Genomic DNA, 21164 nt, shown 5'->3' with positions numbered 1-21164 from the left:
TTCAGATCTCATCACCGGTATTGGTCGCGGTCTCCGCTTCCTTGAGTGCTTGAGCGCATTCCTCACAGCAGACCTCAACGATCTTGCCGCCAAGCTTGACTTTGATCGCCTCGACATCGAGTTCGCAGTCGCAGGCAGCGCATGTACGCAGATCCATTTCCATTCCTCCATTTTGACGTTCCCCTATAGAGCGGGGTGCCGAAAAGTGTGCGCGGTTTTCGGCTGAAATTCCGCTCTAACTCCTTGATGTAGATCAGGATTCAGATTTCAAGCCGATTCAGCCTGAAATCATCCTGATCTAGGGGTGAGGCAAGGAGATCATTTTGCCCGCGTCGCCGCTGTCAGATTCTTTAGCGATTTACCTGTCACGCAATGAGGCAAGCCGCTGAAATTCCGCAGGTGTGCGATGATAGGCCTGCTTGAAGGCGGAGCTGAAATGGCTATGGCTTGAAAAGCCGAGATCCAGGCCAAGTGCCGTCAGATCGTCGTACTCGCCAAGCAGGTCAAGCGCGCGCGCAAGCCTCAGGCGCAACTGGTAGCGATAAAGCGGAATGCCCTCGACTTGCTGAAAAACCTGGGTCAGGTAGACTGGAGAGACGCCAACGTCATTGGCGATATCGGCCAGCGTCCATCGCCGGGTGAGGTCGGAAGACAGCACGAGTTTGGCGCGATCAACCAGCTTTTGCCGGCCCACTGATGCGCCGGCGGCATGCGAGGTCCCTTCGCCAAGCGAGCGCCGGACGAGCGTCAGGGCAAGCGTTTCGGCCTCAAGCGCCTCAATTGCGCCGCGCTTGAGGCTATGCCGCAGCAGGGCGACAAGGGCCTGTGCCCGTGGATCGATCCTCCGGCGCTGGCGGCGAAAGATGAGCCCATCTGCCGTCTGCTGTTGATCCTTCGGAACCAGTTCCGCAAGCAGCGCGTCGTCAATCGCGACATCGAGGCAAGCATCGCCCCCCTCGATCGGATGGCTGATCCTGTATCCCTGCTGCTTGTTGAAAAACAGAACCTGGTTGGCCTCGGCCACGGAATCCTTGCGCCCGACATGACGTATGAAGGCGCCGCGATAGGGATAGACGAGGCTTGTCGAATGGGCGCATTCCTCGTCGCTCTTATGCCGGCATGCACCGTCACAGACGACGTCTCTTAACGCGACGGTCTTTGTTTTAAGAAGAAGGTCGACTGAAAGACCTGACATGATGCATTCCGACATGATGCGGCGTGGGCGCTCCGGTTTTAGCACAGTTTACTTGTAACGGGTGTAAATATGCTCATGGCTAAAGGATTGACCGCGCGAGAGACCAATATCTTTCAACTGATCGTCGGACAACGCGAGCAGGGCATTGCGGTTGCGCCGCGCCTGCAGTTTTGCGGCAAGCCACATCGATATGGAGATCAGCCCGCGTGCCGCTGGGGACCCCGTTCCCTCGTGCCGGAAGAAAGACGCGGAATTGGCACTTCTGATCGTCATCATCATCTCCATCGAACTTGTATTGATGAGATAGTTTGACCCTTCGCAGAGGACTCCGCTGTCAGATTATTTAGCGATCATCCAACGGAAGCGGATCGTTGTGCATTGAGGGAGAGAGGAAGGCGGCAGCTCTTCGATGTCCGGAGCCGATGGTAAGTCATGTCGATCATACGGAGCACGATGTCGATGTCCTCGCCACCGAAATCGGCCTTGCCGATCTTCGCGGACTGGCCCCGCGCGAACGCGCGGCAACGATCATTGCCAGCTGCATTCACCACACATATCGCGAGGCACTGGTGGATTTCTACAAGCGTGCCGCCGCCCGAGGCGGCCACATGCCGCACCTGATCGAGGAAGCGCTCGGCTGGCACGATAATCTGCGCCGGATCGGACGCATGCTGCCGGGAGGACGACATGAGCCCAGGTTTTGAAATCGGCCCGTTGCAGGCGGACCAAATCGAACGCACTTATGTGGTCAGTCCAGCTTGCCGGTGAAGACGTAACCTACGCCGCGGACTGCCTTTATGAAGTGCGGACGCTTGGGATCCGTCTCTATCTTCCTGCGCAGCCTGACGATTTGGGCGTCGATTGTCCGATCGAAGGCTTCCAGGTTGCGCCCGCGCGTCAGATCCATCAGGACCTCGCGGGTGAGGACCCGGCCCGCGTGATGCAGGAAGGCCGTCAGCATATCGAATTCGCCGGTCGTCAGCTCGACCTCGACGCCTGCCGGATCAAGCAATTGCCGCCGGATGAGGTTCAGCTTCCAATCCTCGAAACCGATGATTTCCTCTCTTGGAGCTTCTACGGCATTTCGCGCAGGCGCCTGGCGACGGCGCAGAATCGATTTCAGGCGGGCATGAACCTCCCGCAGGTGAAAGGGCTTGGCAATATAATCGTCCGCTCCGACCTCGAGCCCGACGATCCTGTCGACAACGTCGTCCCGTCCCGTCAGCATCATGATCGGGATATCGGACTGTGCGCGGATCTCTCGGGCGAGGTCGAGGCCGTCCTGTCCGCCCGGCAGCACCAGATCGAGCAGGATGATGTCGAAATTCCGCTGGCGCAGATGCGCGCGCATTTCCGCGCCATCTGCCGCACCGACCACCGCGTAACCCTCATCCTCGAAGTAGTGGCTCAGCATCTGGCGAATTCGGGGATCGTCGTCGACCACAAGAAGATGTGCGTCGTAACGGCGGGAAACAGACATTATTAGGTCCAGGTAATGCTTCGAGGCGCAGATTTGTTACACGCTGTTACACGATGGCACCGTGTTTAACACGCAGCGCATCCGCATGTCACCTGAGTGCGGTCATTTGTCCTCATCGACAAAGCGGAGAGACGAATCATGTTGCAGACAAGCGCGCTTCATCAGGCAAAGGACATCACGAACGTAGCCGTGCTTGGCTCCGAACCGGACTGCTGGCGGGCAATTTTCAGGAAGCAGCCTGTCGAACATCTGGATGCGGGACAGGCGCTGTTCTTCGAAGGCGATGCCGCCCGGCATCTCTTCAAGGTGACTGAAGGTACGCTGCGCGTCTTCAAGATCATCTCCGATGGCCGGCGGGTGATTACCGGCTTTCTCAATGCCGGCGATATCGTCGGCGTCTCTTTGAAGGACCATTATCTCTACAGCGCGGAAGCGATCACCGAAACGAAGGTACGCCGCTTCTCGCGCAAGGCCTTCGACAGCGAAGTCAACAACTCTCCGCAGCTTCGTCCCGAGCTTTATGCGCGCCTTTGTGACGAATTGGCCGCCGCGCAGGATCAGATGGTGCTGCTGTCGCGCAAGAATGCCGAGGAAAGGGTTTGTACTTTTCTTCTCAAGGAACTACGCCGCGGGTTCGCCCAAGGCCGTATGAACGCGACTGTCGATCTGCCGATGACGCGGCTCGATATCGCTGATTATCTTGGCCTCACAATCGAGACCGTATCGCGTACGATGACAAAGCTTGCCAACAAAGGGATAGTCGCTTCCTCTGGCCGCCACACCGTTCGCATTCTGAAGCAGGGAGCCCTTGCGCAACTCTCCGGAGATGATGATGAATACGGTCGCGGCGATCTGATCGCCTGCGGAGGTCGGCAGCACCACTGAGACTGTCAACGATGAAGGCATAATGGACGGCGAACTGAAGACCAAGCTCACGACCGAAACTGAACTCGACGAGATCGCTCGTGTCCTGGATGAGGCCAATCTCATCGTTCACGGCTTCGACGGCGTCATCAGCCGATGGACCGGCGGATGCGAGAACCTTTACGGATGGTCGCGGAAGGAAGCCCTGGGGCAGGTCGTTCACAAACTCCTTTCGACGACGTTTCCGAAGGCTCTGGACGAAATACATGCCGAGGTCCGAAACCGGGGTTCCTGGCAGGGAGAGATAGTCCACAGGCACAAGGACGGCCGGACCATTTTCGTTGCGACGCGATGGGTGATTATCAACCCGTCTTTCGCTTCCGAGCCGGTCATCATTCAAACCAACAACGATGTAACCGATATGAAGAGAATTCAGGACGATCTGGCAGAACGGGAGGCGCATCTGCGCTCGATCCTCGATACGGTGCCTGAATCGATGATCGTGATCGACGACAACGGGACGATCTCTTCCTTCAGCACGGCGGCCGAACGCCTGTTTGGTTATGCCGCCGATGAGGTCTGCGGCCAGAATGTCCGGATGCTGATGCCCTCGCCGGATCGTGAGGCGCATGACGGCTATCTTTCGCGCTACCTGACCACCGGTGAGCGCCGGATCATCGGCTACGGCCGCGTGGTGAGTGGGCAGCGCAAAGATGGCTCCATCTTTCCAATGGAACTGTCTGTCGGCGAGGCAATAGCGAATGGAAAGCGCATCTTTACCGGCTTCATCCGCGATCTCACCAGCCGTCACAAGATCGAGGAGGAACTGCGACAGTCGCAGAAGATGGAGGCGATCGGCCAGCTCACCGGTGGCCTCGCTCACGACTTCAACAATCTGCTCACCGTGATCAGCGGCAATCTCGAAATGATCGAGATGAAGCTGCAGGACGAAAAGCTTCGGTCGCTGCTGCGAGAGGCGCAGGGAGCAGCCGAAGACGGCGCCAGGCTTACGGGCCAGTTGCTCGCCTTCGGTCGCCGCCAGCCGCTCAATCCCAAGCTCGTGGATGTCGGCCAGCTCGTTTCCGGTTTCTCCGACCTGCTCCGGCGGACGCTTGGCGAAACCGTCGAATTCCGCACGGTCGTCACAGGCGCTGCAAACGAAGCGCTGGTCGACGGTTCCCAGCTCCAGAACGCGCTTCTGAACCTCGTGCTCAACGCCCGCGATGCGATGCCGCGTGGCGGCCGGCTGTCGATCGAGATTTCCCGCGTGCGGCTGGACGTCGACTATGCGCAAATGTACCCGCAGGTGCGCACCGGCGACTACGTTCTGATCGCAGTGACCGATACCGGCATGGGCATGACTGACGATGTCAAGCAGCGCGCTTTCGAGCCCTTTTTCACCACGAAGGGTACGGGTTCGGGTACCGGCCTCGGCCTCAGCATGGTCTATGGCTTCGCCAAGCAATCCGGCGGCCACATTCAGATTTACAGTGAACTCGATCAGGGGACGAGCGTGCGCATCTTCCTGCCCGCGGCGCATAAGACCGGCGTTGAAGCTGGCGATCAGGAACGTCCCTTGGAACAACAGCCCAGCATACCCGGCGGCTCCGAGAAAATTCTGGTCGTCGAGGATGACGCGCGTGTCCGCCGCGTGGCCGTATCGAGGCTTCTTGATGCCGGATACAGAGTTGTCGAGGCGGCTAACGGCAGGGAGGCCCTTGCGCGGCTGGCAGAAAATCCCGACATCGCATTGCTGTTCACCGACATCGTCATGCCTGGCGGAATGACGGGCGACGAGCTTGCCCAGAAGGTGCGTGGGCTCAATCCCGGGATCAAGATCCTGTTCTCCTCCGGCTATGCCGAGCCAACGATTGCCGGCCGGGAACTCGCCCAGTCGGGAAGCTGGTTGAAAAAGCCTTATACGGCACGCGAATTGGCGGTTCGCCTGCGGGAACTTCTCGATTGAGCCCGCGGCTCGCCCATTGGTCAACAGAGGTCGCGAGCACCACCGCGTGGGAACGCCGGGGAAAAAAGCGAGCTTTCTTTGAAAAACTCCGCAAAGGAAGGGGCGGCGGTGCATGCGCCCGATGGAAAACATCGGCTCGCCGCGCTTCATCTGGATCGCCGTGAAGGCCAAGACCAACTGTCCGGTCCCGTCACAACACCTCTGATGATCGGGTCGGCAAGGTAAGGAACGAAACGATGGCGCGAACGTTTATCCGGCGCTAGCAGCGGAGGAGATCCAATGGTTGAGCGGACCCGAGAAGAAAAAGGAAAGCAGTCGGCACGAGGCTTGAAAAGGAGCGCTGCCAACGAGGAACGGAAGGTGGAGGCTCAAAAAGGTTCAGACCTTGCGAAAGGTCCCGCCCGGTTTGAGGAGCGTTCGAAAAGCTCCGACGGCAAGAGTGCCGGCACAAAGCAGCGCCTATAGATCCAGCGGCTTGCGAGGGGCGAGCCTCAACAGGTTGTCCCTGGATAGAGCCAGGCGGCTGATGGGTGTCTTTGAGTTTAGGCCGCCATACGGGCGATGCCAATTATAGAGATGCTGACGGCGAAGCGCGATGATCCGCTCGGCCAGAACGTTATCCGTTCGCCGTGGACTGCTTTTGGGCCGGGACGACCGATCTCTCATGGCCTCGCGCCCTGCGGTCTGAACCGGCAGACCCAGCGCGAAACGATTTTCGCCGAGACGCCGGCGGCTTGGGCTTGCGACAAGCGACCGCTGATAGCGGCCAACGCCATTTCTCGACGCACAGGCGTCAGTCGGGCATTCTTGTGAATGTTCATTCGGGGCCGATCCTGGAAAACTGAGGTGTGGTAACTCCAGTCTCCTCGATCCGCTCCGAATGTCCCGAAAGCTCACATCTAGCGACGCCGCGCTCGATTTCTTCGCGCGCAATCGCGGCGCGTGCCATGTTTCATCTGTAGCTGCATCTCCCTTGATTTTATCAAAGTGCTGTTCTGAAAATGACCAGCAGCTTGTATGGTTTGGATCAAATTTATGCAGATCGAAATATGAGTTCGAACGCGGTTCGCGAAAGTTTTAGCAATGGCGAGACGAATAGCTCCCGGCTTATCATTACCCAAACATGCCGGGTTCTTAGGAAAACTCTTCCGTGAAACGCAATTTCGGGGAAGTGTGCACACCGATCTCGAAGCGCGTTTTGCCGCTTCCAGCGATTTTGGGAATATCATCCGGCGAACTCCTGCTGCAGTTTTAAGACCGCACACCCCGGGTGATGTGGCTGAAGCATTCCGGCACTGCCAGAATTACGGGGTCGAGTTTGCCGTGCGGGGAAAGGCGCATTCGACCAACGGTCAAGCATTGACGGAAGGGGTCGTCATCGATCTGTCAACGCTCAACCGCATCGACAGCGTTACACCAACACAAGTCGTCGTCGGTGCAGGATCGTCTTGGCGTGAGGTTTTGGCAAGGACGCTGCCTCTCGGACTGACACCGCCCGTATTGACCGATTATCTCGGTCTCTCCGTCGGAGGAACTTTATCGGTTGGCGGCCTTGGCGGTACATCTTTCATGCATGGCTCCCAAGCCGACAACGTGGCGGCAGTGGAAGCGGTAACTGCGAACGGCGAGATCATTCATTGTTCAGCTGCCGTCCATGCCGATTTGTTTGATGTTATCCTGTGCGGGCTCGGCCAATGCGGCGCCATTGCCAGTGCAACACTCGAACTGATTACCGCGCCCACGAGAGTTCGAAGATTTAAGATCGCATATCAGCATCTTCACGAACTGATCGATGTTCAGTGCCGCCTGCTGAAGGAGGCTCGATTCGATTATCTGGAGGGCCAGATTTATTGGGACGACGCTGGCCGCTGGATCTATGCCGTGGAAGTTGCGAAGTTCTTAGATTCATCCGAAAGTATTGACGACACTTCACTTCTTGCGGGCCTCTGCCCGGATCCCGCATCGGTCGAGATATCCGAGACAACATATCTTCAGTTCCTTGAGAGGATCGAACCTTCGATCACCTGTTTCAAACTTTCCGGCGAGTGGGAACAGACGCACCCTTGGTTAAATCTGTTTCTGCCTGGATCGAGAACCATCGATTTTGTGAAGCGCACCTTGGCCGAGCTCCAGCCAGACCATATTGGACCATCTGGCGTTATCCTGCTTTATCCGATCACAAGAGCGCGGCTTCGAAGACCGATGATGCGGGTTCCGGATGAAGAGCTTGTATTTCTCTTCGCACTCCTGCGCACAATTCCTCATAATGCAGTCGATGGCCCGATGGTCTCTAATGACGAGATTTACAAAATGGCGAGGTCCGTCGGAGGAGCTATCTACCCTGTAGGGACAGCCAACCTGACATTCGATGATTGGAAGCAACAGCTTCGAGAGATGTGGCCGGTCCTGCAGGCAGCTAAAGAGCGGTATGATCCTAAGCATCTTCTGGCAAACGGACAGAATATTTTCAGCGTTGCAGAATAATCCACGAGCGCTCGGCGTAACCGTTTTGTTGTCGGTCGCAGCAAGCAGGTTCAGGACCCTACAGGGGTCGTGCCTCTTGTAAGACGCACAAAGGTCGCTGCAGCATTTTAAATCAGTTCCGATTTAAGGAACCATGCAGTAGTCGCGGAGAAGCGTCACGGCGGCTTTCGGGCCCGTCACGGTCATAACTTGGGTCTATGGTCTACGAGCCAGTCATGGAAAGCCGCGACTTCGTACCGCCGCAGCACCTTTGGAGCCGCCACAACGTAGTAGGCCCACTTCACGGGCCACCGGACTTGCGGCAGCAGATGGACCAGCCGGCCGCTCTCCAGTTCCTGTGCCACGAGCGCCTTGCGCACGAGGGCCACACCCCTTGCCGCGATTGCCGCATGGATCACCGCGGCTGTGGAGTTGATCTTCAGTCCGCGGTCGGCGGGCGCCTGGTTCGCTCCGGATCGGGAAAGCCAGTCGCTCCATGCGGGAAAGTCGCCGCCAGGATGAGGCGTGCCGTCGTGGATCAGGGTCTGCTCGGCGATCCATCCGGCGGTGACCTCCTGATCGACCGGCAACAGCCGGTTGTGACAGACTGCAATGATTTCTTCGCCCATCAGAAAGGTTGACTTCACGCCCTTCCATGAGCCCAGTCCACATCTAATGCCGATGTCGGCCTCGCCCTGGGCGAGATCGATGATCCTGTCCGAGACGTCGAGCCGAACGTCGATGTTCGGGTAGCTGGTTGCGAAGTCGTCCAGTCGTGAAAGCAACCAATTGGCCACCAATGCCTGCGAAGCCGTGACCACTACGACGGAGCGTGCCTTGCGGCCACGTAGCTTCCTCAATCCTGCCTCGAGCAGGTCGAGCCCTTGCGCGATATCTTCGAGGGCGTCCTGCGCCTCGTCGACGGGCGTCAGGCGTTCGGCGCCGGAACGACTCCTTCTGAACAGCGGATAGCCGACCCAGTCCTCCAGCGAACGGACGAGCTGACCGACGGCGGGCGGCGTTACGTCGAGTTCGCTGGCGGCGCCCACGAAGCTGCCGTGTCTTGCGGATGCCTCCAGCGCCTGAAGCGATCTCAGTCTGGTCAGATTTCTCATGTCGCTCACGACAAAGTTTTTCTTTCTGTGCGGTATGGCGGGTTTTCCTCGCGAATGCAATTCCCCGCGTTAGATTCGGGCGACAGACAAGAGGATTGACGAATGATGCTTCAGGGAAAGACCGCGCTGGTCACCGATGGTTCGAGCGGGATCGGCCTCGCTGCCGCACGAGCGCTACGCAACAACGGCGCGCGTGTTGCGATCACCGGGAGGTCGCAGGAGAAGCTCGACCTTGCGGTCGCCGAACTCGACGGCGAGATCCTTGCGATCCAGGCGGACGTTTCCTCGCTCGACGATCTGAGCCGCATGAAGACGAAGGTTCAGAACGCGTTCGGCTCGTTAGACATCCTGTTCGTCAATGCGGGCGCCGCGCTTGGCACGCCGCTTGCGACGGCAGACGAGGCGACCTATCACAAGATCATGGACGTGAACGTAAAGGGCGTTTTCTTTACGGTGCAGTCCGTCCTTCCCCTCATGCACGACGGAGGTTCCATCGTCCTCAACACCTCCTGGCTAAATCGGGTCGGGACGCCCGGTCGGGCGATCCTGTCCGCCTCAAAGGCGGCGGTTCGCTCCTTCGCAAGAACGATGTCGGCCGAGCTGCTCGACCGCAAGATCAGGGTGAACGCCGTCAGCCCCGGCTCGATCGAGACGCCGATCCACCGTGGTAGAAATCAGAGCGAGGAAGAGTTTCGCGCGTATGCGGATCGGGTCGGCTCGCAAGTGCCGCTCGGCCGCATGGGCAAACCGGAGGAGATCGCAGCCGCCGTGCTCTTCCTGGCCAGCAACGCCTCGAGCTACATGCCCGGAGCAGAGATTGTGATCGACGGCGGCAGATCGGAGCTCTGATCATGCTGTTGAACGAAGATCTCTCCAGACGCACGCTTGTCCACGCTACGCAACTCGATTGGGTGCCAAGCCCCGCGAAGGGCGTTGACCGGCGCATGCTCTTCCGGATCGGCGAGGAGAAAGCACGCGCCACATCGATCGTCCGCTACGCCGCCGGCAGTCGGTTCGCCCATCACGAGCATCCGGGCGGCGAAGAATTTCTTGTTCTGGACGGCATTTTCCAGGACGAGAGTGGCGACTTCCCCGTCGGCGCCTATGTCCGGAACCCGCCTGGGACCGGGCACGCCCCGAGGAGCGATGGCGGCTGCACGATCCTGGTGAAGCTCTGGCAGTTCAAGGCAGGCGATCGCGAGCGCGTCGCTTGTCTGCCCGGGGAAGGTCAGCCTGGCGAGTCTCGTCCCGGCGTCACGTCGTCAAGGATCCTCTTCCACGGGTCGGGCGAGTGCGTGATGCTGGAGGACTGGCAGCCGAATGCCGATGTCGAGATCTCAAATCCGCAAGGACTTGAGCTGCTGGTGCTCGACGGCACTTTCACCGAAGCGGGCGATGTTCTCGATCGCTGGAGCTGGCTGCGTCTTCCTTCCGGGCAACGGCTGCATGCTGAGGTCGGAAAGCGCGGCGCGCGGGTCTGGTACAAATCGGCGCCGCTCCTGCATGACGACGTCTGCCTTTTCGACAATGCCGAACTCACGCCCGAACTCTCTAAGGACAAGACATGAAAGCTTGCAAAATAGCCGTCGTCGGCGCTGGTCTCGCCGGTTTGTACGCCGCGCGGGCGCTGAAGGCCGCCGGCGTCGATGTCATCGTGATCGAGGCGCGTGACCGCCTCGGAGGCCGTATTCTGACGGCCGATGAATCCGGCCTTTCCGCGGAAGACGGTTTCGATCTCGGCCCTTCCTGGTACTGGCCGCTGATGCAGCCGGCCATGGCGACGCTCATTGGGCAGCTCGGGCTCCAATCCTTCTTCCAGAACAGCGATGGCGACGTGGTCTTCGAACGGATGTCGCGCGAGAAGCCGCAGCGCTACAGCCCGACGGCACTGGAGCAGCAGTCGGTGCGGCTTGCAGGCGGCACGGCGGCGTTGGTTCGCGCATTGGCCGGCGATCTCCCCGCCGACCGCATCCTCCTCAATACGAAGGTGACGGCGATGGCTCTGAGCGATCACGGTGTCCAGCTCACCGTGGAAATGGGCGAGGGACGCGCCGATCGCCTACAGGCGGAGCATGTCGTCGCCGCCTTGCCGCCACGGCTGCTGGAAGCGACGGTGAGCTTCACGCCCGGGCAGGAGCCGGCAACCACCGCCCGCTGGCGCGCCAGCCCGACATGGATGGCCCCGCATGCCAAGTTCTTCGCGATCTACGACCGGCCCTTCTGGCGGACGGCGGGCCTCTCGGGCACGGCGCAGAGCATGGTCGGGCCGATGGTCGAAATCCATGACGCAACGACGGCTTCCGGCAAGGCAGCTCTGTTCGGCTTTCTCGGCGTCGCGGCCGACCAGCGCGCCGCGCTCGGTGAGGAAGTGTTGAAACAGGCGTGCCTTACGCAGTTCGCGCGGCTCTTCGGCCCGGATGCGCTCGAACCGCGTGCGACCATCCTGAAGGACTGGGCCGCCGATCCGCTGACGGCGACCGCCGCCGACCGTGCGGCCGGCGGCCATCCCGTGCCGGGAAGCACGCAGTGGGTCGCCGGTCCGTGGAAGGAACGCCTTTTTCTGGCCGGAAGCGAGACCAGTCCTTCCGAACCCGGATATCTCGCCGGCGCTATCATCGCCGCGGAGCGGGCTACGGGCGAGATCCTTTCGAAGATCGACGCGGAATGAACGTGATGCATCAAGGCTCGGTAGAGCCGGGCATAAGGCGAAACGCATTGATTCTGACCGTCGCGCAGGCTTTAGGCGGCGCGAACGCCCCGATCGTCATCTCGCTCGGCGGGTTGGTGGGGCAACACCTGTCGCCCGATCCCGATCTCGTTACCTTGCCGGTCAGCCTGCTCAACCTTGGACTAGCGCTCGGAACCCTGCCTGCGGCCTACGTCATGCGTCGGTTCGGGCGACGGCCGGGCTATCTGCTTGGAACGACGATCGGCATGATCTCCGGCCTGATCGCCGCAGCGGGCATCGTCTTCGAAAGCTTCATGATTCTTCCTACGTTCAAAGCTATCGTTTCGCCGCGACCGACAATGCGACCGGGGCTGAGAGCCAGAAGGCGATCGCCCGCGTCATGATCGGCGGCCTCGCGGCGGCGATCATCGGGCCGCAGCTCGTCATCTGGACGCGTGACGCTCGTCCTGGAACGCCTTTCGCGGGAAGCTTCCTCAGCCAGGCTGCGCTCGCCGCGCTGGCCTTTCCGGTCCTGTCTCTTCTTCGCGCGTCTTCGCCGCAGAAGAGGCGGGCAAGGGAAGGCGCTGCGGAGCGGCCCCTTACCCAGATCCTGACCGCGCCGCGCTACCTCCTGGCTATTGCGACAGGAGTCGTGTCCTACGGACTGATGACCTTCGTGATGACCGCATCGCCGATCGCCATGGTGGGGCATGGACATTCGATCGACCAGGCGGCTCTCGGAATCCAATGGCACATCCTCGCCATGTATGGCCCGAGCTTCGTCACCGGGCGTCTGATGGTGCGTTTCGGCAAGGAACGGGTGGCGGCCGTCGGCCTTCTCCTCATCGGCAGCTCGGCGGCAGTCGCGCTCTCCGGCTTCGACATCGCCCACTTCTGGATCTCGTTAGTGCTGCTGGGAATCGGCTGGAACTTCGGCTTCATTGGGGCGACCGCCATGGTGGCCGACTCCCACACGCCGGCGGAACGCAGCAAGGTGCAAGGTGCGAACGACTTCCTCGTTTTCGGAACGGTCGCCTGCGCCTCCTTCTCGGCCGGATCGCTTCTCCACAGTTCCGGCTGGGAGACGATCAACTGGATCGTGCTTCCGGCGGTCGCCCTAGTTCTGGTTCCTCTGGTCTGGCGCGCGGCCCGACCCACACACGGATAGAAGGTCGCCGATCCTGAAACTACGCGAGGGCGGCGCTGCCGCTCTCGTCCGAGGCGGGGTGGCCACAGGTCCCGCGCATTTGTGAGGCTATTGACCTATGTCAAGGTTAGCCGCGCTCCCGCATGGCAGCACAGCATCGTGCAGGTCCAGTGCTCATCGCCTGCGTCTCATCGCTTTCGGGGGCGACATTATGAATTATACGATATCGACGATGGCTGTGGCCGTGGGCGCCTTCTTTGCGCTGCTTGGCGCCGCCTTTGCCCATGACAGCCTCTTTGCGGCGCACATGTGGGTGCTTTTCTTCGTGCTTCTGGTGAGCACGTTCGTGCTGTTGCGGCGGGCGAGCTTCCCGCCGGCGGGAACGGTCGCACGTGTGCGCCCGACAACGGAATACTTCGACGAGGTCGTCCGCTACGGCGTCATCGCCACGGTCTTCTGGGGCGTTGTTGGCTTCCTGGTCGGTGTGATCATTGCCCTCCAGCTTGCCTATCCGGATCTCAACTTCGCACCATTCCTGAATTTCGGTCGCCTGCGGCCCGTCCATACCTCCGCCGTCATCTTCGCCTTCGGCGGCAATGCCCTGATCGCCACCTCATTCTACGTCGTGCAGCGCACCTGTCGCGCCCGGCTGTTCGGAGGCGGGCTCGGCTGGTTCGTCTTCTGGGGCTATCAGCTCTTCATCGTCATGGCCGCGACCGGCTATCTGCTCGGGATCACCCAGAGCCGCGAATATGCCGAGCCGGAATGGTACGTCGACCTGTGGCTGACCATCGTCTGGGTCGCCTATCTCGTCGCCTACCTCGGCACGATCCTCAAGCGCAAGGAGCCGCATATCTATGTGGCCAACTGGTTCTATCTCGGCTTCATCGTCACCATCGCCATGCTTCACGTCGTCAACAATCTGGCGGTGCCTGTCTCCTTCCTCGGCTCGAAGAGCTATTCGGTCTTCTCCGGGGTGCAGGATGCACTGACCCAATGGTGGTACGGCCACAACGCCGTCGGCTTCTTCCTGACGGCCGGCTTCCTCGGCATGATGTATTACTTCGTGCCGAAGCAGGCAAACCGGCCGGTCTATTCCTATCGCCTGTCGATCATTCACTTCTGGGCCCTGATCTTCATGTACATCTGGGCCGGTCCGCACCACTTGCATTACACCGCGCTGCCCGACTGGGCACAGACACTTGGCATGGTCTTCTCGGTCATGCTGTGGATGCCCTCCTGGGGTGGCATGATCAACGGCCTGATGACGCTGTCGGGCGCCTGGGACAAGATCCGCACAGATCCGATCATCCGCATGATGATCATGGCGATCGCCTTCTACGGCATGTCGACTTTCGAGGGGCCGGTCATGTCGATCAAGGCCGTCAATTCGCTGAGCCACTATACCGAGTGGACGATCGGCCACGTGCATTCCGGCGCCCTCGGTTGGGTCGGCATGATCACCTTCGGCGCGATCTATCATCTCACCCCGAAGCTCTGGGACCGCGAGCGGCTCTATAGCCTGCGCATGGTCAACTGGCACTTCTGGCTCGCCACCCTCGGCATCGTCATCTACGCGGCGGTCATGTGGGTTGCCGGCATCCAGCAGGGCCTGATGTGGCGCGAATACGACAGCCAGGGCTTCCTGGTCTATTCCTTCGCCGAAACCGTAGCAGCCATGTTCCCCTACTACCTGCTGCGCGCCATCGGTGGCGGCATGTATCTCGCAGGCGGCCTCATCATGGCGTGGAACATCGCCATGACGATCCTCGGCCGCCAGAGGGACGAGGCGCCGATGCCCGGCGTCGTACTCGCGCAGCCCGCCGAATAAGGAAAAGATCGATGTCAATTCTCGACAAACACCAAATCCTCGAGCGCAACGCGACGCTTCTCCTGGTGGGATCGCTGCTCGTCGTCAGCGTCGGCGGCATCGTCGAAATCGCACCCCTCTTCTACCTGCAGAACACGATCGAAAAGGTGGAGGGCATGCGACCCTATTCACCGCTCGAGCTCGCCGGCGGCAACATCTACATCCGCGAAGGCTGTTACCTCTGCCACAGCCAGATGATCCGACCCTTCCGCGACGAGGTGGAACGTTACGGCCATTATTCGCTGGCGGCGGAATCGATGTACGACCACCCGTTCCAATGGGGTTCAAAACGCACCGGCCCGGACCTGGCGCGCGTCGGCGGGCGCTACTCCAACGAATGGCACGTCCAGCACCTTTCCCATCCGCGTGAAGTCGTGCCGGAATCGATCATGCCGAGCTACGCCTTCCTGAAGGATCGCGAACTCAAGGTGAACGACCCGGCCGCCGATCTCAAGGCGAACAAGGATGTCGGCGTACCCTATAGCGACGACATGCTCGGCAATGCGGATGCCGACCTGAAAGCACAGGCCGATCCGAATGCCGACAGCACGGCGCTGCTGGAGCGCTATCCGAAGGCCAAGATCGGCGATTTCGATGGTGATGCCGGTAAGGTCACCGAGATGGATGCGCTCGTCGCCTATCTGCAGATGCTCGGCACGCTCATCGATTTCTCGACCTATGACGATGCAACCGGCTACCGCTGAGGAGGACGCGACATGGAGACCTATACCGCAATGCGTCATTTCGCCGACAGTTGGGGGCTTCTCGCCATGACGCTGTTCTTCGTCGGGACCGTGCTGTTCACGCTCCGGCCGGGCGGCAAGAAAAGCGCCGATGAGGCCGCCGCCATACCATTGAAGGATGACTGAGAATGGCTGACAAACATATTGACGAACTCAGCGGCGTCGAGACAACCGGCCATGATTGGGACGGCATCAAGGAATTGAACAATCCGATGCCGCGATGGTGGGTCTGGACCTTCTACGCCACGATCCTCTGGGCGATGGGTTATGCGATTGCCTTTCCCTCCATCCCGCTCATCAGAGACGCGACCAAGGGGATGCTCGGCTTTTCGAGCCGCGCCGAACTTGCGGCCGATGTAGAAAAGGCGAATCTGGCGCAGAACGTCTATCTCGAACAGATCGCTCAGAAATCGGTGACGGAGATCTATGAGGACGTCAATCTCCGGCAGTTTGCCATCGCCGGCGGCGCTTCCGCTTTCAAGGTCAACTGCGCGACCTGCCATGGCTCGGGCGCGGCCGGCGGTCCCGGCTTCCCGAACCTCAATGACGACGACTGGCTCTGGGGCGGCGATCTCGACACGATCTATCAGACGATTTCGCATGGCATCCGCTACGATGCCGATGCCGATACGCGTGTGTCGGAAATGCCCGCCTTCGCCGATATTCTCGATCCGCAACAGATCCATGCCGTCGCGGCTTATGTCTCAAGCCTGACAGGAGCATCCGCCGATCCTTCGCTGATCGAAACCGGCAAGCAGGTCTTTGCGGAAAATTGCGCCGCCTGTCACGGCGACGACGCCAAGGGCAACCGCGATATGGGCGCTCCCAATCTCGCCGATGCCATTTGGCTGAAAGCCCGGGGTGAAAAGGCGATCGCCCAGCAGGTCACTGCGCCCAAACATGGCGTGATGCCGGCATGGACGGGGCGTCTTGGAGACACCACCGTCAAGGAGCTTACGGTCTTTGTGCATTCGCTCGGCGGCGGAGAATGAGAGGTTGTCATGACGACAAAATGCTCAAACGTTCTGCTTTCCCTATACGGCGAGCCCCGTTCCGTCATTCATTCCCGCGTGTCGGTACGCGGCAAGAAGGATGGCGGTGCGGAGACTGAGGAGGACCCGCCTGAAAAAATCGGCCAGGCGATGGTGAGCTTGATCTCGCTCAAAGAGAAGGCCGAAACCGCACGCTAGAGAAAGACGTCCCGTCCATGGATCCCATGGACTACCTTGGCCACGCCCATTCATCGGGCGTGGCATTTTTTTTCCGGTGGCAAGATGGCCGAAACTTGACCTGGGTCAAGGACGGAGCGACCGGCCGATGGCATTCAGGCCCTGATGAACGGGTGCCCGGCACATGAATATCTACACCGCTCCAGATCCTAATGACAAACGCCAGGCGCCCGAGCGGCTGGAGGTCGAACCGGTCAATTCCGCCCGCAATCGCAAGCCGCTCTATGAGGCCCGCAAGAAGATTTTTCCGAAGCGGGTCGAAGGATGGTTTCGGCGCTTCAAGTGGATCGTGATGCTGATCACCCTCGGCATCTACTATCTGATGCCCTGGGTAAGGTGGGACCGTGGTCCTTATGCACCGGATCAGGCGATCCTCATCGATCTCGCCGGCCGGCGATTCTATTTCTTCTTCATCGAAATCTGGCCGCAGGAATTCTTCTATGTCGCCGGCCTGCTTGTCATGGCCGGCTTCGGTCTTTTCCTGGTGACGACGGCGGTCGGACGCGCCTGGTGCGGTTATGCCTGTCCGCAAACGGTCTGGGTCGACCTCTTCCTTGTCGTCGAGCGGGCCATCGAAGGCGATCGCAATGCGCGTATCAAGCTCGATGGTGCGCCCTGGTCGGTGAGCAAGCTCGGCAAGCGGCTCGCCAAGCATGCGGCCTGGCTGCTCATCGGCGTTGCGACCGGCGGCGCCTGGATATTCTATTTCGCCGACGCGTCCTCGCTCGCCATATCGATTGTCAAGGGAGATGCGCCCTATGTTGCTTACGCCACAGTCGCCTTCCTGACCTTCACGACCTATGTGCTCGGCGGGCTGATGCGCGAGCAGGTCTGCACCTACATGTGTCCCTGGCCGCGCATCCAGGGCGCCATGCTCGACGAGAATTCGCTCGTCGTCACCTATAACGACTGGCGCGGCGAGCCGCGCTCGCGCCATGCGAAGAAAGCCGCACTCGCAGGCCAGCCGGTCGGCGATTGCGTCGACTGCAATGCCTGCGTGGCGGTCTGTCCCATGGGCATCGACATCCGCGAGGGCCAGCAGATGGAGTGCATCACCTGTGCCCTCTGCATCGATGCCTGCGATAGCGTGATGGACAAGATCGGCAAGCCGCGAGGCCTGATCGCCTATGCGACGCTCAGCGAATATTCCGTCAACATGGCGCTTGCGACCGACAACGGCAAAACCGCGATCCGGCCGGAGGCCGTGCACAATACCGACGGCAGCTTCGTTCCCGAAATCAGGCATTTCAACTGGCGTATCATCTTCCGCCCCCGCGTCCTTTTCTATGCGTTGATCTGGGCAGCGGTCGGCATCGCCATGGTCGTGCATCTGAGCCTGCGCGAGCGGCTGGAGCTCAATGTGCTGCATGACCGCAACCCGCAGTTCGTCATGGAATCCGATGGTTCCATTCGCAACGGCTACACGCTTCGCATCCTCAACATGGTTCCCCATCCGCGCACGATCCGGCTCAGCCTGGGCGGGCTGAAAGGGGCAACCATGAAGATCCCGGAGATCTGGCCCGATGAGGGTCGAAGCTTCGACATTCAGGCCCAGCCCGACAGCGTCACCAGCCTCAGGATCTTCGTCACGCGCGATCCATCGGGTGAAGAGGTCAACGAATTTCTGTTTCTCGCCGACGATGCGGCGGGAGCGGAGCATGCATCCTACAAGGCGGCGTTCAATGCGCCGAGGACCGCGAAATGAGCGATAGTCATTACATCCCTTCCGGCCGAGGCTTCACCGGACGTCACATGCTGGCGATCATGGTCGCCTTTTTCGGAGTCGTTATCGGCGTCAACATCACGCACGCCTGGTACGCCTCTTCGAGTTGGAGCGGCCTTGTCGTCGAAAACACCTATGTCGCCAGCCAGCAATTCAACGGCAGGGCCAAGGCGATGCGGGCCATGGCGGCAAGCGGCATCACCGGCGAGGTTTCCGTCCAGGAGGGGCTCATCGCATACCGCCTGCGAAACCGCGACGGCTCCCCGGCGAGCGCAGATGACGTGACGGTTCACTTCAAGCGTCCGGTCGGCGATCACGAGGATTTCACCGCCACACTTTCGAAGGTGGGCGAAGGGCGGTTCGAGCGGGCGCATGCCGTGCTACCCGGTGAATGGATCGTCGAGATCATCTCTCAGCGTGGCGGGAACGCGATCATGCACGAAGCTTTCCGCATTTATGTCGGGGAGGGCGCGCGATGACCTGCTGCACGCTGGACGCGGAGGGTGTGCTCGCGCTTAGTCCTGGCGCCGCTCCCTCCTCCGGCGAGGTCTGGCTTGCGAGCCGGCCGCTCGGCGGCGGGCTGCGTCAACTCGACATGAGCGTGCCGGACATGCACTGCGGCGCCTGCATCTCGACGGTCGAGGCCGCGGTGAAGCGGCTGCCTTTTGTCCGCAGCGCACGCGTCAACCTGACGTCGAAACGGGTGAGCTGCATCTGGAACGAGGAGGTCGATGGTGTCCGGCCAAATCCGGCCGATATTCTGCAGGCGATCGAAGCCAAGGGATACCGCGCACATCTTTTCAGCGCCATCGGCGACGAGTCAGACGATGTGCGCAGCAAGCTGCTGATCGCCGTCGGCGTTTCGGGTTTTGCCGCCGCCAATATCATGCTGCTCTCGGTTTCCATCTGGTCCGGGGCGGATGCTGCGACCCGCGACATGTTCCACTGGATCTCGGCGATGATCGCCGCTCCCGCGCTCGTCTATGCGGGACGCTTCTTCTTTGTTTCTGCCTGGAACGCGCTGAAACACGGCCGCGCCAACATGGACGTGCCGATCTCGCTCGCCGTCATCCTTTCCTATTCGATGTCGCTTTGGGAGACCATCCATCACGGCGAACACGCCTGGTTCGACGCTTCCGTCTCGCTGCTCTTCTTCCTGCTGATCGGCCGCACGCTCGACCACATCATGCGAGACAAGGCGCGGGCGGCGATCACCGGCCTTGCCCGGATCGCTCCGCGCGGTGCTCTCGTCATCGGCGGGGACGGCGCGAGGCGCTACGTGCCGGTCGACGAGATTAAAATCGGCGACAGGATCGCCCTTGCCGCCGGTGACCGCATTCCCGTCGATGCCCGTGTCGTGAGCGGCGCAAGCGATGTCGACCTGTCGATCGTCACCGGCGAGAGTGTGCCGATCCCGGTGACGGCCGGCGCCGATCTGAAATCCGGCGGCCTCAATCTCACCGGCTCGCTCGTCATCGAAGCAACCGCGGCGGTAAAGGATTCACTCCTTTCGGAGATCATCGGCCTGATGGAAGGAGCCGAAGGCGGCCGGGCGAAATACCGCCGCATCGCCGACCGGGCCGCGCGCTATTATTCGCCGGTCGTGCATCTTCTGGCGCTCGTCTGCTTTCTCGCCTGGGGCTTCATCGGTGGCGATTGGAAACAGGCGATGCTGGTCGCCGTCGCCGTGCTCATCATCACCTGCCCCTGCGCGCTGGGGCTCGCCGTTCCGGTGGTCCAGGTCGTTGCCGCGGGCCGGCTCTTCAAGCAGGGCATTATGGTCAAGGATGGCTCGGCGATCGAGCGGCTGGCCGAAATCGACGCCGTCGCATTCGACAAGACCGGGACGCTCACTCTCGGAAAGCCGCGCTTCGTGAGGTCCATCGGCGCTGGACCGGGGGAATGGGCGCTTGCCGCAGGGCTTGCCTCGCATTCACGCCACCCGCTCTCCCTGGCGCTTGCGCGGCAGGCGGGCGGTCCAGGCGAGGCCTTCGAAACCGTGGCCGAACATCCAGGCGCCGGCCTGGAGGCGTTCCGAGACGGCAGCGTCTATCGGCTTGGCAACCGCTCTTTCGCCTGCAACACCGGGCGGGAGGCGGATGGCGGCGAGGCCTTGTCGGAGGTCGTCCTGTCGCGTGACGGCGCGGAGCTTGCCCGGTTCCAATTCGAGGACGGCCTGCGTTCTGGCGCCGCAAGCGCCATCGCCACTCTGGAAAGCCAGGGTTATGCGACCGCGCTGATATCAGGCGATCACCGGCCCGTCGTCGAGGCGACCGCGCTGAGGCTTGGCATCGCCCGTTGGGTTTCCGACCTTACGCCGAAGGGCAAGGTCGAAAAATGTCAAGTACTCAGCCAAGCCGGCCATCGCGTTCTCATGGTCGGAGACGGCATCAACGACGCGCCGGCGCTTTCGTCCGCTCATGTCTCGATAGCGCCCGCCACCGCGGCCGACGTGGGGCGGCAGGCGGCCGATCTTGTTTTCATGCACGAGAGCCTGGAGGCGGTACCGGTCGCAATCGACATTTCCCGTCGCGCCGGCCGGCTGATCCGCGAAAACTTTGCGCTTGCGATAGGCTACAACCTTATCGCCGTTCCGATCGCCATTGCCGGATATGCGACGCCGCTGATCGCCGCAATCGCCATGTCGACGTCGTCGCTGATAGTCGTCGCCAACGCACTGCGTCTCAACCGCCAGGGATGA

General features: G+C 60.8%; 20 protein-coding genes and 3 pseudogenes. 17 read left to right on the top strand and 6 right to left on the bottom strand.

Going from position 1 to position 21164, the window contains the following annotated elements:
* Position 1: 1 nt before the first annotated feature.
* The 3 genes from AAE029_RS09650 to AAE029_RS09640 form a co-directional block, all read right to left on the bottom strand.
* A complete protein-coding gene (locus tag AAE029_RS09650) occupies positions 2-157 on the bottom strand; it encodes a hypothetical protein (RefSeq protein ID WP_371072609.1) in 156 nt (51 codons plus the stop codon).
* 201 nt (positions 158-358) lie between these two features.
* Positions 359-1195, bottom strand: coding sequence for a helix-turn-helix transcriptional regulator (locus AAE029_RS09645; protein WP_371072608.1), 837 nt, complete (start codon positions 1193-1195; stop codon positions 359-361).
* A 48-nt stretch (positions 1196-1243) separates the two neighbouring features.
* On the bottom strand, positions 1244-1480 hold the full coding sequence (locus tag AAE029_RS09640; RefSeq protein ID WP_371072607.1) for a DUF1127 domain-containing protein: 237 nt from the start codon (positions 1478-1480) through the stop codon (positions 1244-1246).
* 77 nt (positions 1481-1557) lie between these two features.
* On the opposite strand from AAE029_RS09640, the pseudogene AAE029_RS09635 reads away from it, so the two are divergent.
* Positions 1558-1899 (top strand): annotated as a pseudogene (locus tag AAE029_RS09635) (acetyl-CoA hydrolase/transferase C-terminal domain-containing protein); the annotation flags it as partial.
* A gap of 44 nt (positions 1900-1943) precedes the next feature.
* Here the strand turns inward: AAE029_RS09635 and AAE029_RS09630 are convergent.
* Positions 1944-2675, bottom strand: coding sequence for a response regulator (locus AAE029_RS09630; RefSeq protein ID WP_371072606.1), 732 nt, complete (start codon positions 2673-2675; stop codon positions 1944-1946).
* Positions 2676-2813: 138 nt separating this feature from the next.
* Between AAE029_RS09630 and AAE029_RS09625 the strand changes: the two genes are divergently transcribed.
* The 3 genes from AAE029_RS09625 to AAE029_RS09615 all read left to right on the top strand — a co-directional run bounded on the left by AAE029_RS09625 (position 2814) and on the right by AAE029_RS09615 (position 5970).
* Positions 2814-3560 (top strand): helix-turn-helix domain-containing protein, encoded by a 747-nt coding sequence (locus AAE029_RS09625; protein ID WP_371072605.1) that lies wholly within the window; start codon positions 2814-2816, stop codon positions 3558-3560.
* Positions 3561-3582: 22 nt separating this feature from the next.
* Positions 3583-5505, top strand: coding sequence for a PAS domain S-box protein (locus AAE029_RS09620; RefSeq protein WP_371072604.1), 1923 nt, complete (start codon positions 3583-3585; stop codon positions 5503-5505).
* Between the two features lie 279 nt (positions 5506-5784).
* Positions 5785-5970, top strand: coding sequence for a hypothetical protein (locus AAE029_RS09615; RefSeq protein ID WP_371072603.1), 186 nt, complete (start codon positions 5785-5787; stop codon positions 5968-5970).
* Here the strand turns inward: AAE029_RS09615 and AAE029_RS09610 are convergent.
* Positions 5971-6326: pseudogene (locus AAE029_RS09610) on the bottom strand (leucine zipper domain-containing protein); the annotation flags it as partial.
* A gap of 262 nt (positions 6327-6588) precedes the next feature.
* Between AAE029_RS09610 and AAE029_RS09605 the strand changes: the two are divergent.
* The gene (locus tag AAE029_RS09605) at positions 6589-7989 is read left to right on the top strand and encodes an FAD-binding protein (RefSeq protein ID WP_371072602.1); all 1401 of its coding nucleotides are present in this window, start codon (positions 6589-6591) and stop codon (positions 7987-7989) included.
* 182 nt (positions 7990-8171) lie between these two features.
* Here AAE029_RS09605 and AAE029_RS09600 read toward each other — a convergent pair whose 3' ends face one another.
* Complete coding sequence (locus AAE029_RS09600; protein WP_371072850.1) at positions 8172-9083, bottom strand: LysR substrate-binding domain-containing protein; 912 nt, start codon at positions 9081-9083, stop codon at positions 8172-8174.
* A 105-nt stretch (positions 9084-9188) separates the two neighbouring features.
* Here AAE029_RS09600 and AAE029_RS09595 point away from each other — a divergent pair, with 105 nt between their 5' ends.
* The 12 genes and pseudogenes from AAE029_RS09595 to AAE029_RS09540 all read left to right on the top strand — a co-directional run bounded on the left by AAE029_RS09595 (position 9189) and on the right by AAE029_RS09540 (position 21164).
* Positions 9189-9932, top strand: coding sequence for an SDR family oxidoreductase (locus tag AAE029_RS09595; protein ID WP_371072849.1), 744 nt, complete (start codon positions 9189-9191; stop codon positions 9930-9932).
* A gap of 2 nt (positions 9933-9934) precedes the next feature.
* Positions 9935-10651, top strand: a complete 717-nt coding sequence (locus AAE029_RS09590; protein WP_371072601.1) for a cupin domain-containing protein — start codon at positions 9935-9937, stop codon at positions 10649-10651.
* Positions 10648-11751 carry a flavin monoamine oxidase family protein gene (locus AAE029_RS09585; RefSeq protein ID WP_371072600.1) on the top strand — a complete coding sequence of 368 codons (1104 nt, stop codon included), beginning with the start codon at positions 10648-10650 and terminating at the stop codon, positions 11749-11751. The genes AAE029_RS09590 and AAE029_RS09585 overlap by 4 nt, the downstream gene beginning before the upstream one ends.
* Positions 11748-12919, top strand: a pseudogene (locus tag AAE029_RS09580) (MFS transporter). Before AAE029_RS09585 ends, AAE029_RS09580 begins: the two are co-directional and overlap by 4 nt.
* Before the next feature lie 190 nt (positions 12920-13109).
* Positions 13110-14729 carry a cytochrome-c oxidase, cbb3-type subunit I gene (gene ccoN, locus AAE029_RS09575; RefSeq protein ID WP_371072599.1) on the top strand — a complete coding sequence of 540 codons (1620 nt, stop codon included), beginning with the start codon at positions 13110-13112 and terminating at the stop codon, positions 14727-14729.
* An 11-nt stretch (positions 14730-14740) separates the two neighbouring features.
* The gene (gene ccoO / locus AAE029_RS09570; RefSeq protein WP_371072598.1) at positions 14741-15472 is read left to right on the top strand and encodes a cytochrome-c oxidase, cbb3-type subunit II; all 732 of its coding nucleotides are present in this window, start codon (positions 14741-14743) and stop codon (positions 15470-15472) included.
* A 12-nt stretch (positions 15473-15484) separates the two neighbouring features.
* Positions 15485-15637, top strand: coding sequence for a cbb3-type cytochrome c oxidase subunit 3 (locus AAE029_RS09565; RefSeq protein ID WP_371072597.1), 153 nt, complete (start codon positions 15485-15487; stop codon positions 15635-15637).
* A 2-nt stretch (positions 15638-15639) separates the two neighbouring features.
* Positions 15640-16503 carry a cytochrome-c oxidase, cbb3-type subunit III gene (gene ccoP, locus AAE029_RS09560; protein ID WP_371072596.1) on the top strand — a complete coding sequence of 288 codons (864 nt, stop codon included), beginning with the start codon at positions 15640-15642 and terminating at the stop codon, positions 16501-16503.
* A gap of 9 nt (positions 16504-16512) precedes the next feature.
* Entirely contained in the window at positions 16513-16701 is a 189-nt protein-coding gene (locus AAE029_RS09555; RefSeq protein WP_371072595.1) for a hypothetical protein, read from the top strand.
* A gap of 163 nt (positions 16702-16864) precedes the next feature.
* Positions 16865-18445 (top strand): cytochrome c oxidase accessory protein CcoG, encoded by a 1581-nt coding sequence (gene ccoG, locus AAE029_RS09550; protein ID WP_371072594.1) that lies wholly within the window; start codon positions 16865-16867, stop codon positions 18443-18445.
* On the top strand, positions 18442-18942 hold the full coding sequence (locus AAE029_RS09545) for a FixH family protein (RefSeq protein ID WP_371072593.1): 501 nt from the start codon (positions 18442-18444) through the stop codon (positions 18940-18942). The genes ccoG and AAE029_RS09545 overlap by 4 nt, the downstream gene beginning before the upstream one ends.
* Positions 18939-21164 carry a cation-translocating P-type ATPase gene (locus AAE029_RS09540; RefSeq protein ID WP_371072592.1) on the top strand — a complete coding sequence of 742 codons (2226 nt, stop codon included), beginning with the start codon at positions 18939-18941 and terminating at the stop codon, positions 21162-21164. Before AAE029_RS09545 ends, AAE029_RS09540 begins: the two co-directional genes overlap by 4 nt.

Origin of the sequence: Sinorhizobium sp. CB7 (genome assembly GCF_041357635.1) — a bacterium.
GTDB lineage: Bacteria > Pseudomonadota > Alphaproteobacteria > Rhizobiales > Rhizobiaceae > Rhizobium.
The sequence above is the reverse complement of the archived record's forward strand: the minus strand, read 5'-3'. Positions and strand labels throughout refer to the sequence as shown.

What these genes read in the sequence shown, in the direction of transcription:
- AAE029_RS09650 (WP_371072609.1), bottom strand. Translation starts at nt 157, where the DNA reads ATGGATCTGCGTACATGCGCTGCCTGCGACTGCGAACTCGATGTCGAG.
- AAE029_RS09645 (WP_371072608.1), bottom strand. Translation starts at nt 1,195, where the DNA reads ATGTCAGGTCTTTCAGTCGACCTTCTTCTTAAAACAAAGACCGTCGCG.
- AAE029_RS09640 (WP_371072607.1), bottom strand. Translation starts at nt 1,480, where the DNA reads ATGGAGATGATGATGACGATCAGAAGTGCCAATTCCGCGTCTTTCTTC.
- AAE029_RS09630 (WP_371072606.1), bottom strand. Translation starts at nt 2,675, where the DNA reads ATGTCTGTTTCCCGCCGTTACGACGCACATCTTCTTGTGGTCGACGAC.
- AAE029_RS09625 (WP_371072605.1), top strand. Translation starts at nt 2,814, where the DNA reads ATGTTGCAGACAAGCGCGCTTCATCAGGCAAAGGACATCACGAACGTA.
- AAE029_RS09620 (WP_371072604.1), top strand. Translation starts at nt 3,583, where the DNA reads ATGGACGGCGAACTGAAGACCAAGCTCACGACCGAAACTGAACTCGAC.
- AAE029_RS09615 (WP_371072603.1), top strand. Translation starts at nt 5,785, where the DNA reads ATGGTTGAGCGGACCCGAGAAGAAAAAGGAAAGCAGTCGGCACGAGGC.
- AAE029_RS09605 (WP_371072602.1), top strand. Translation starts at nt 6,589, where the DNA reads ATGGCGAGACGAATAGCTCCCGGCTTATCATTACCCAAACATGCCGGG.
- AAE029_RS09600 (WP_371072850.1), bottom strand. Translation starts at nt 9,083, where the DNA reads ATGAGAAATCTGACCAGACTGAGATCGCTTCAGGCGCTGGAGGCATCC.
- AAE029_RS09595 (WP_371072849.1), top strand. Translation starts at nt 9,189, where the DNA reads ATGCTTCAGGGAAAGACCGCGCTGGTCACCGATGGTTCGAGCGGGATC.
- AAE029_RS09590 (WP_371072601.1), top strand. Translation starts at nt 9,935, where the DNA reads ATGCTGTTGAACGAAGATCTCTCCAGACGCACGCTTGTCCACGCTACG.
- AAE029_RS09585 (WP_371072600.1), top strand. Translation starts at nt 10,648, where the DNA reads ATGAAAGCTTGCAAAATAGCCGTCGTCGGCGCTGGTCTCGCCGGTTTG.
- ccoN (WP_371072599.1), top strand. Translation starts at nt 13,110, where the DNA reads ATGAATTATACGATATCGACGATGGCTGTGGCCGTGGGCGCCTTCTTT.
- ccoO (WP_371072598.1), top strand. Translation starts at nt 14,741, where the DNA reads ATGTCAATTCTCGACAAACACCAAATCCTCGAGCGCAACGCGACGCTT.
- AAE029_RS09565 (WP_371072597.1), top strand. Translation starts at nt 15,485, where the DNA reads ATGGAGACCTATACCGCAATGCGTCATTTCGCCGACAGTTGGGGGCTT.
- ccoP (WP_371072596.1), top strand. Translation starts at nt 15,640, where the DNA reads ATGGCTGACAAACATATTGACGAACTCAGCGGCGTCGAGACAACCGGC.
- AAE029_RS09555 (WP_371072595.1), top strand. Translation starts at nt 16,513, where the DNA reads ATGACGACAAAATGCTCAAACGTTCTGCTTTCCCTATACGGCGAGCCC.
- ccoG (WP_371072594.1), top strand. Translation starts at nt 16,865, where the DNA reads ATGAATATCTACACCGCTCCAGATCCTAATGACAAACGCCAGGCGCCC.
- AAE029_RS09545 (WP_371072593.1), top strand. Translation starts at nt 18,442, where the DNA reads ATGAGCGATAGTCATTACATCCCTTCCGGCCGAGGCTTCACCGGACGT.
- AAE029_RS09540 (WP_371072592.1), top strand. Translation starts at nt 18,939, where the DNA reads ATGACCTGCTGCACGCTGGACGCGGAGGGTGTGCTCGCGCTTAGTCCT.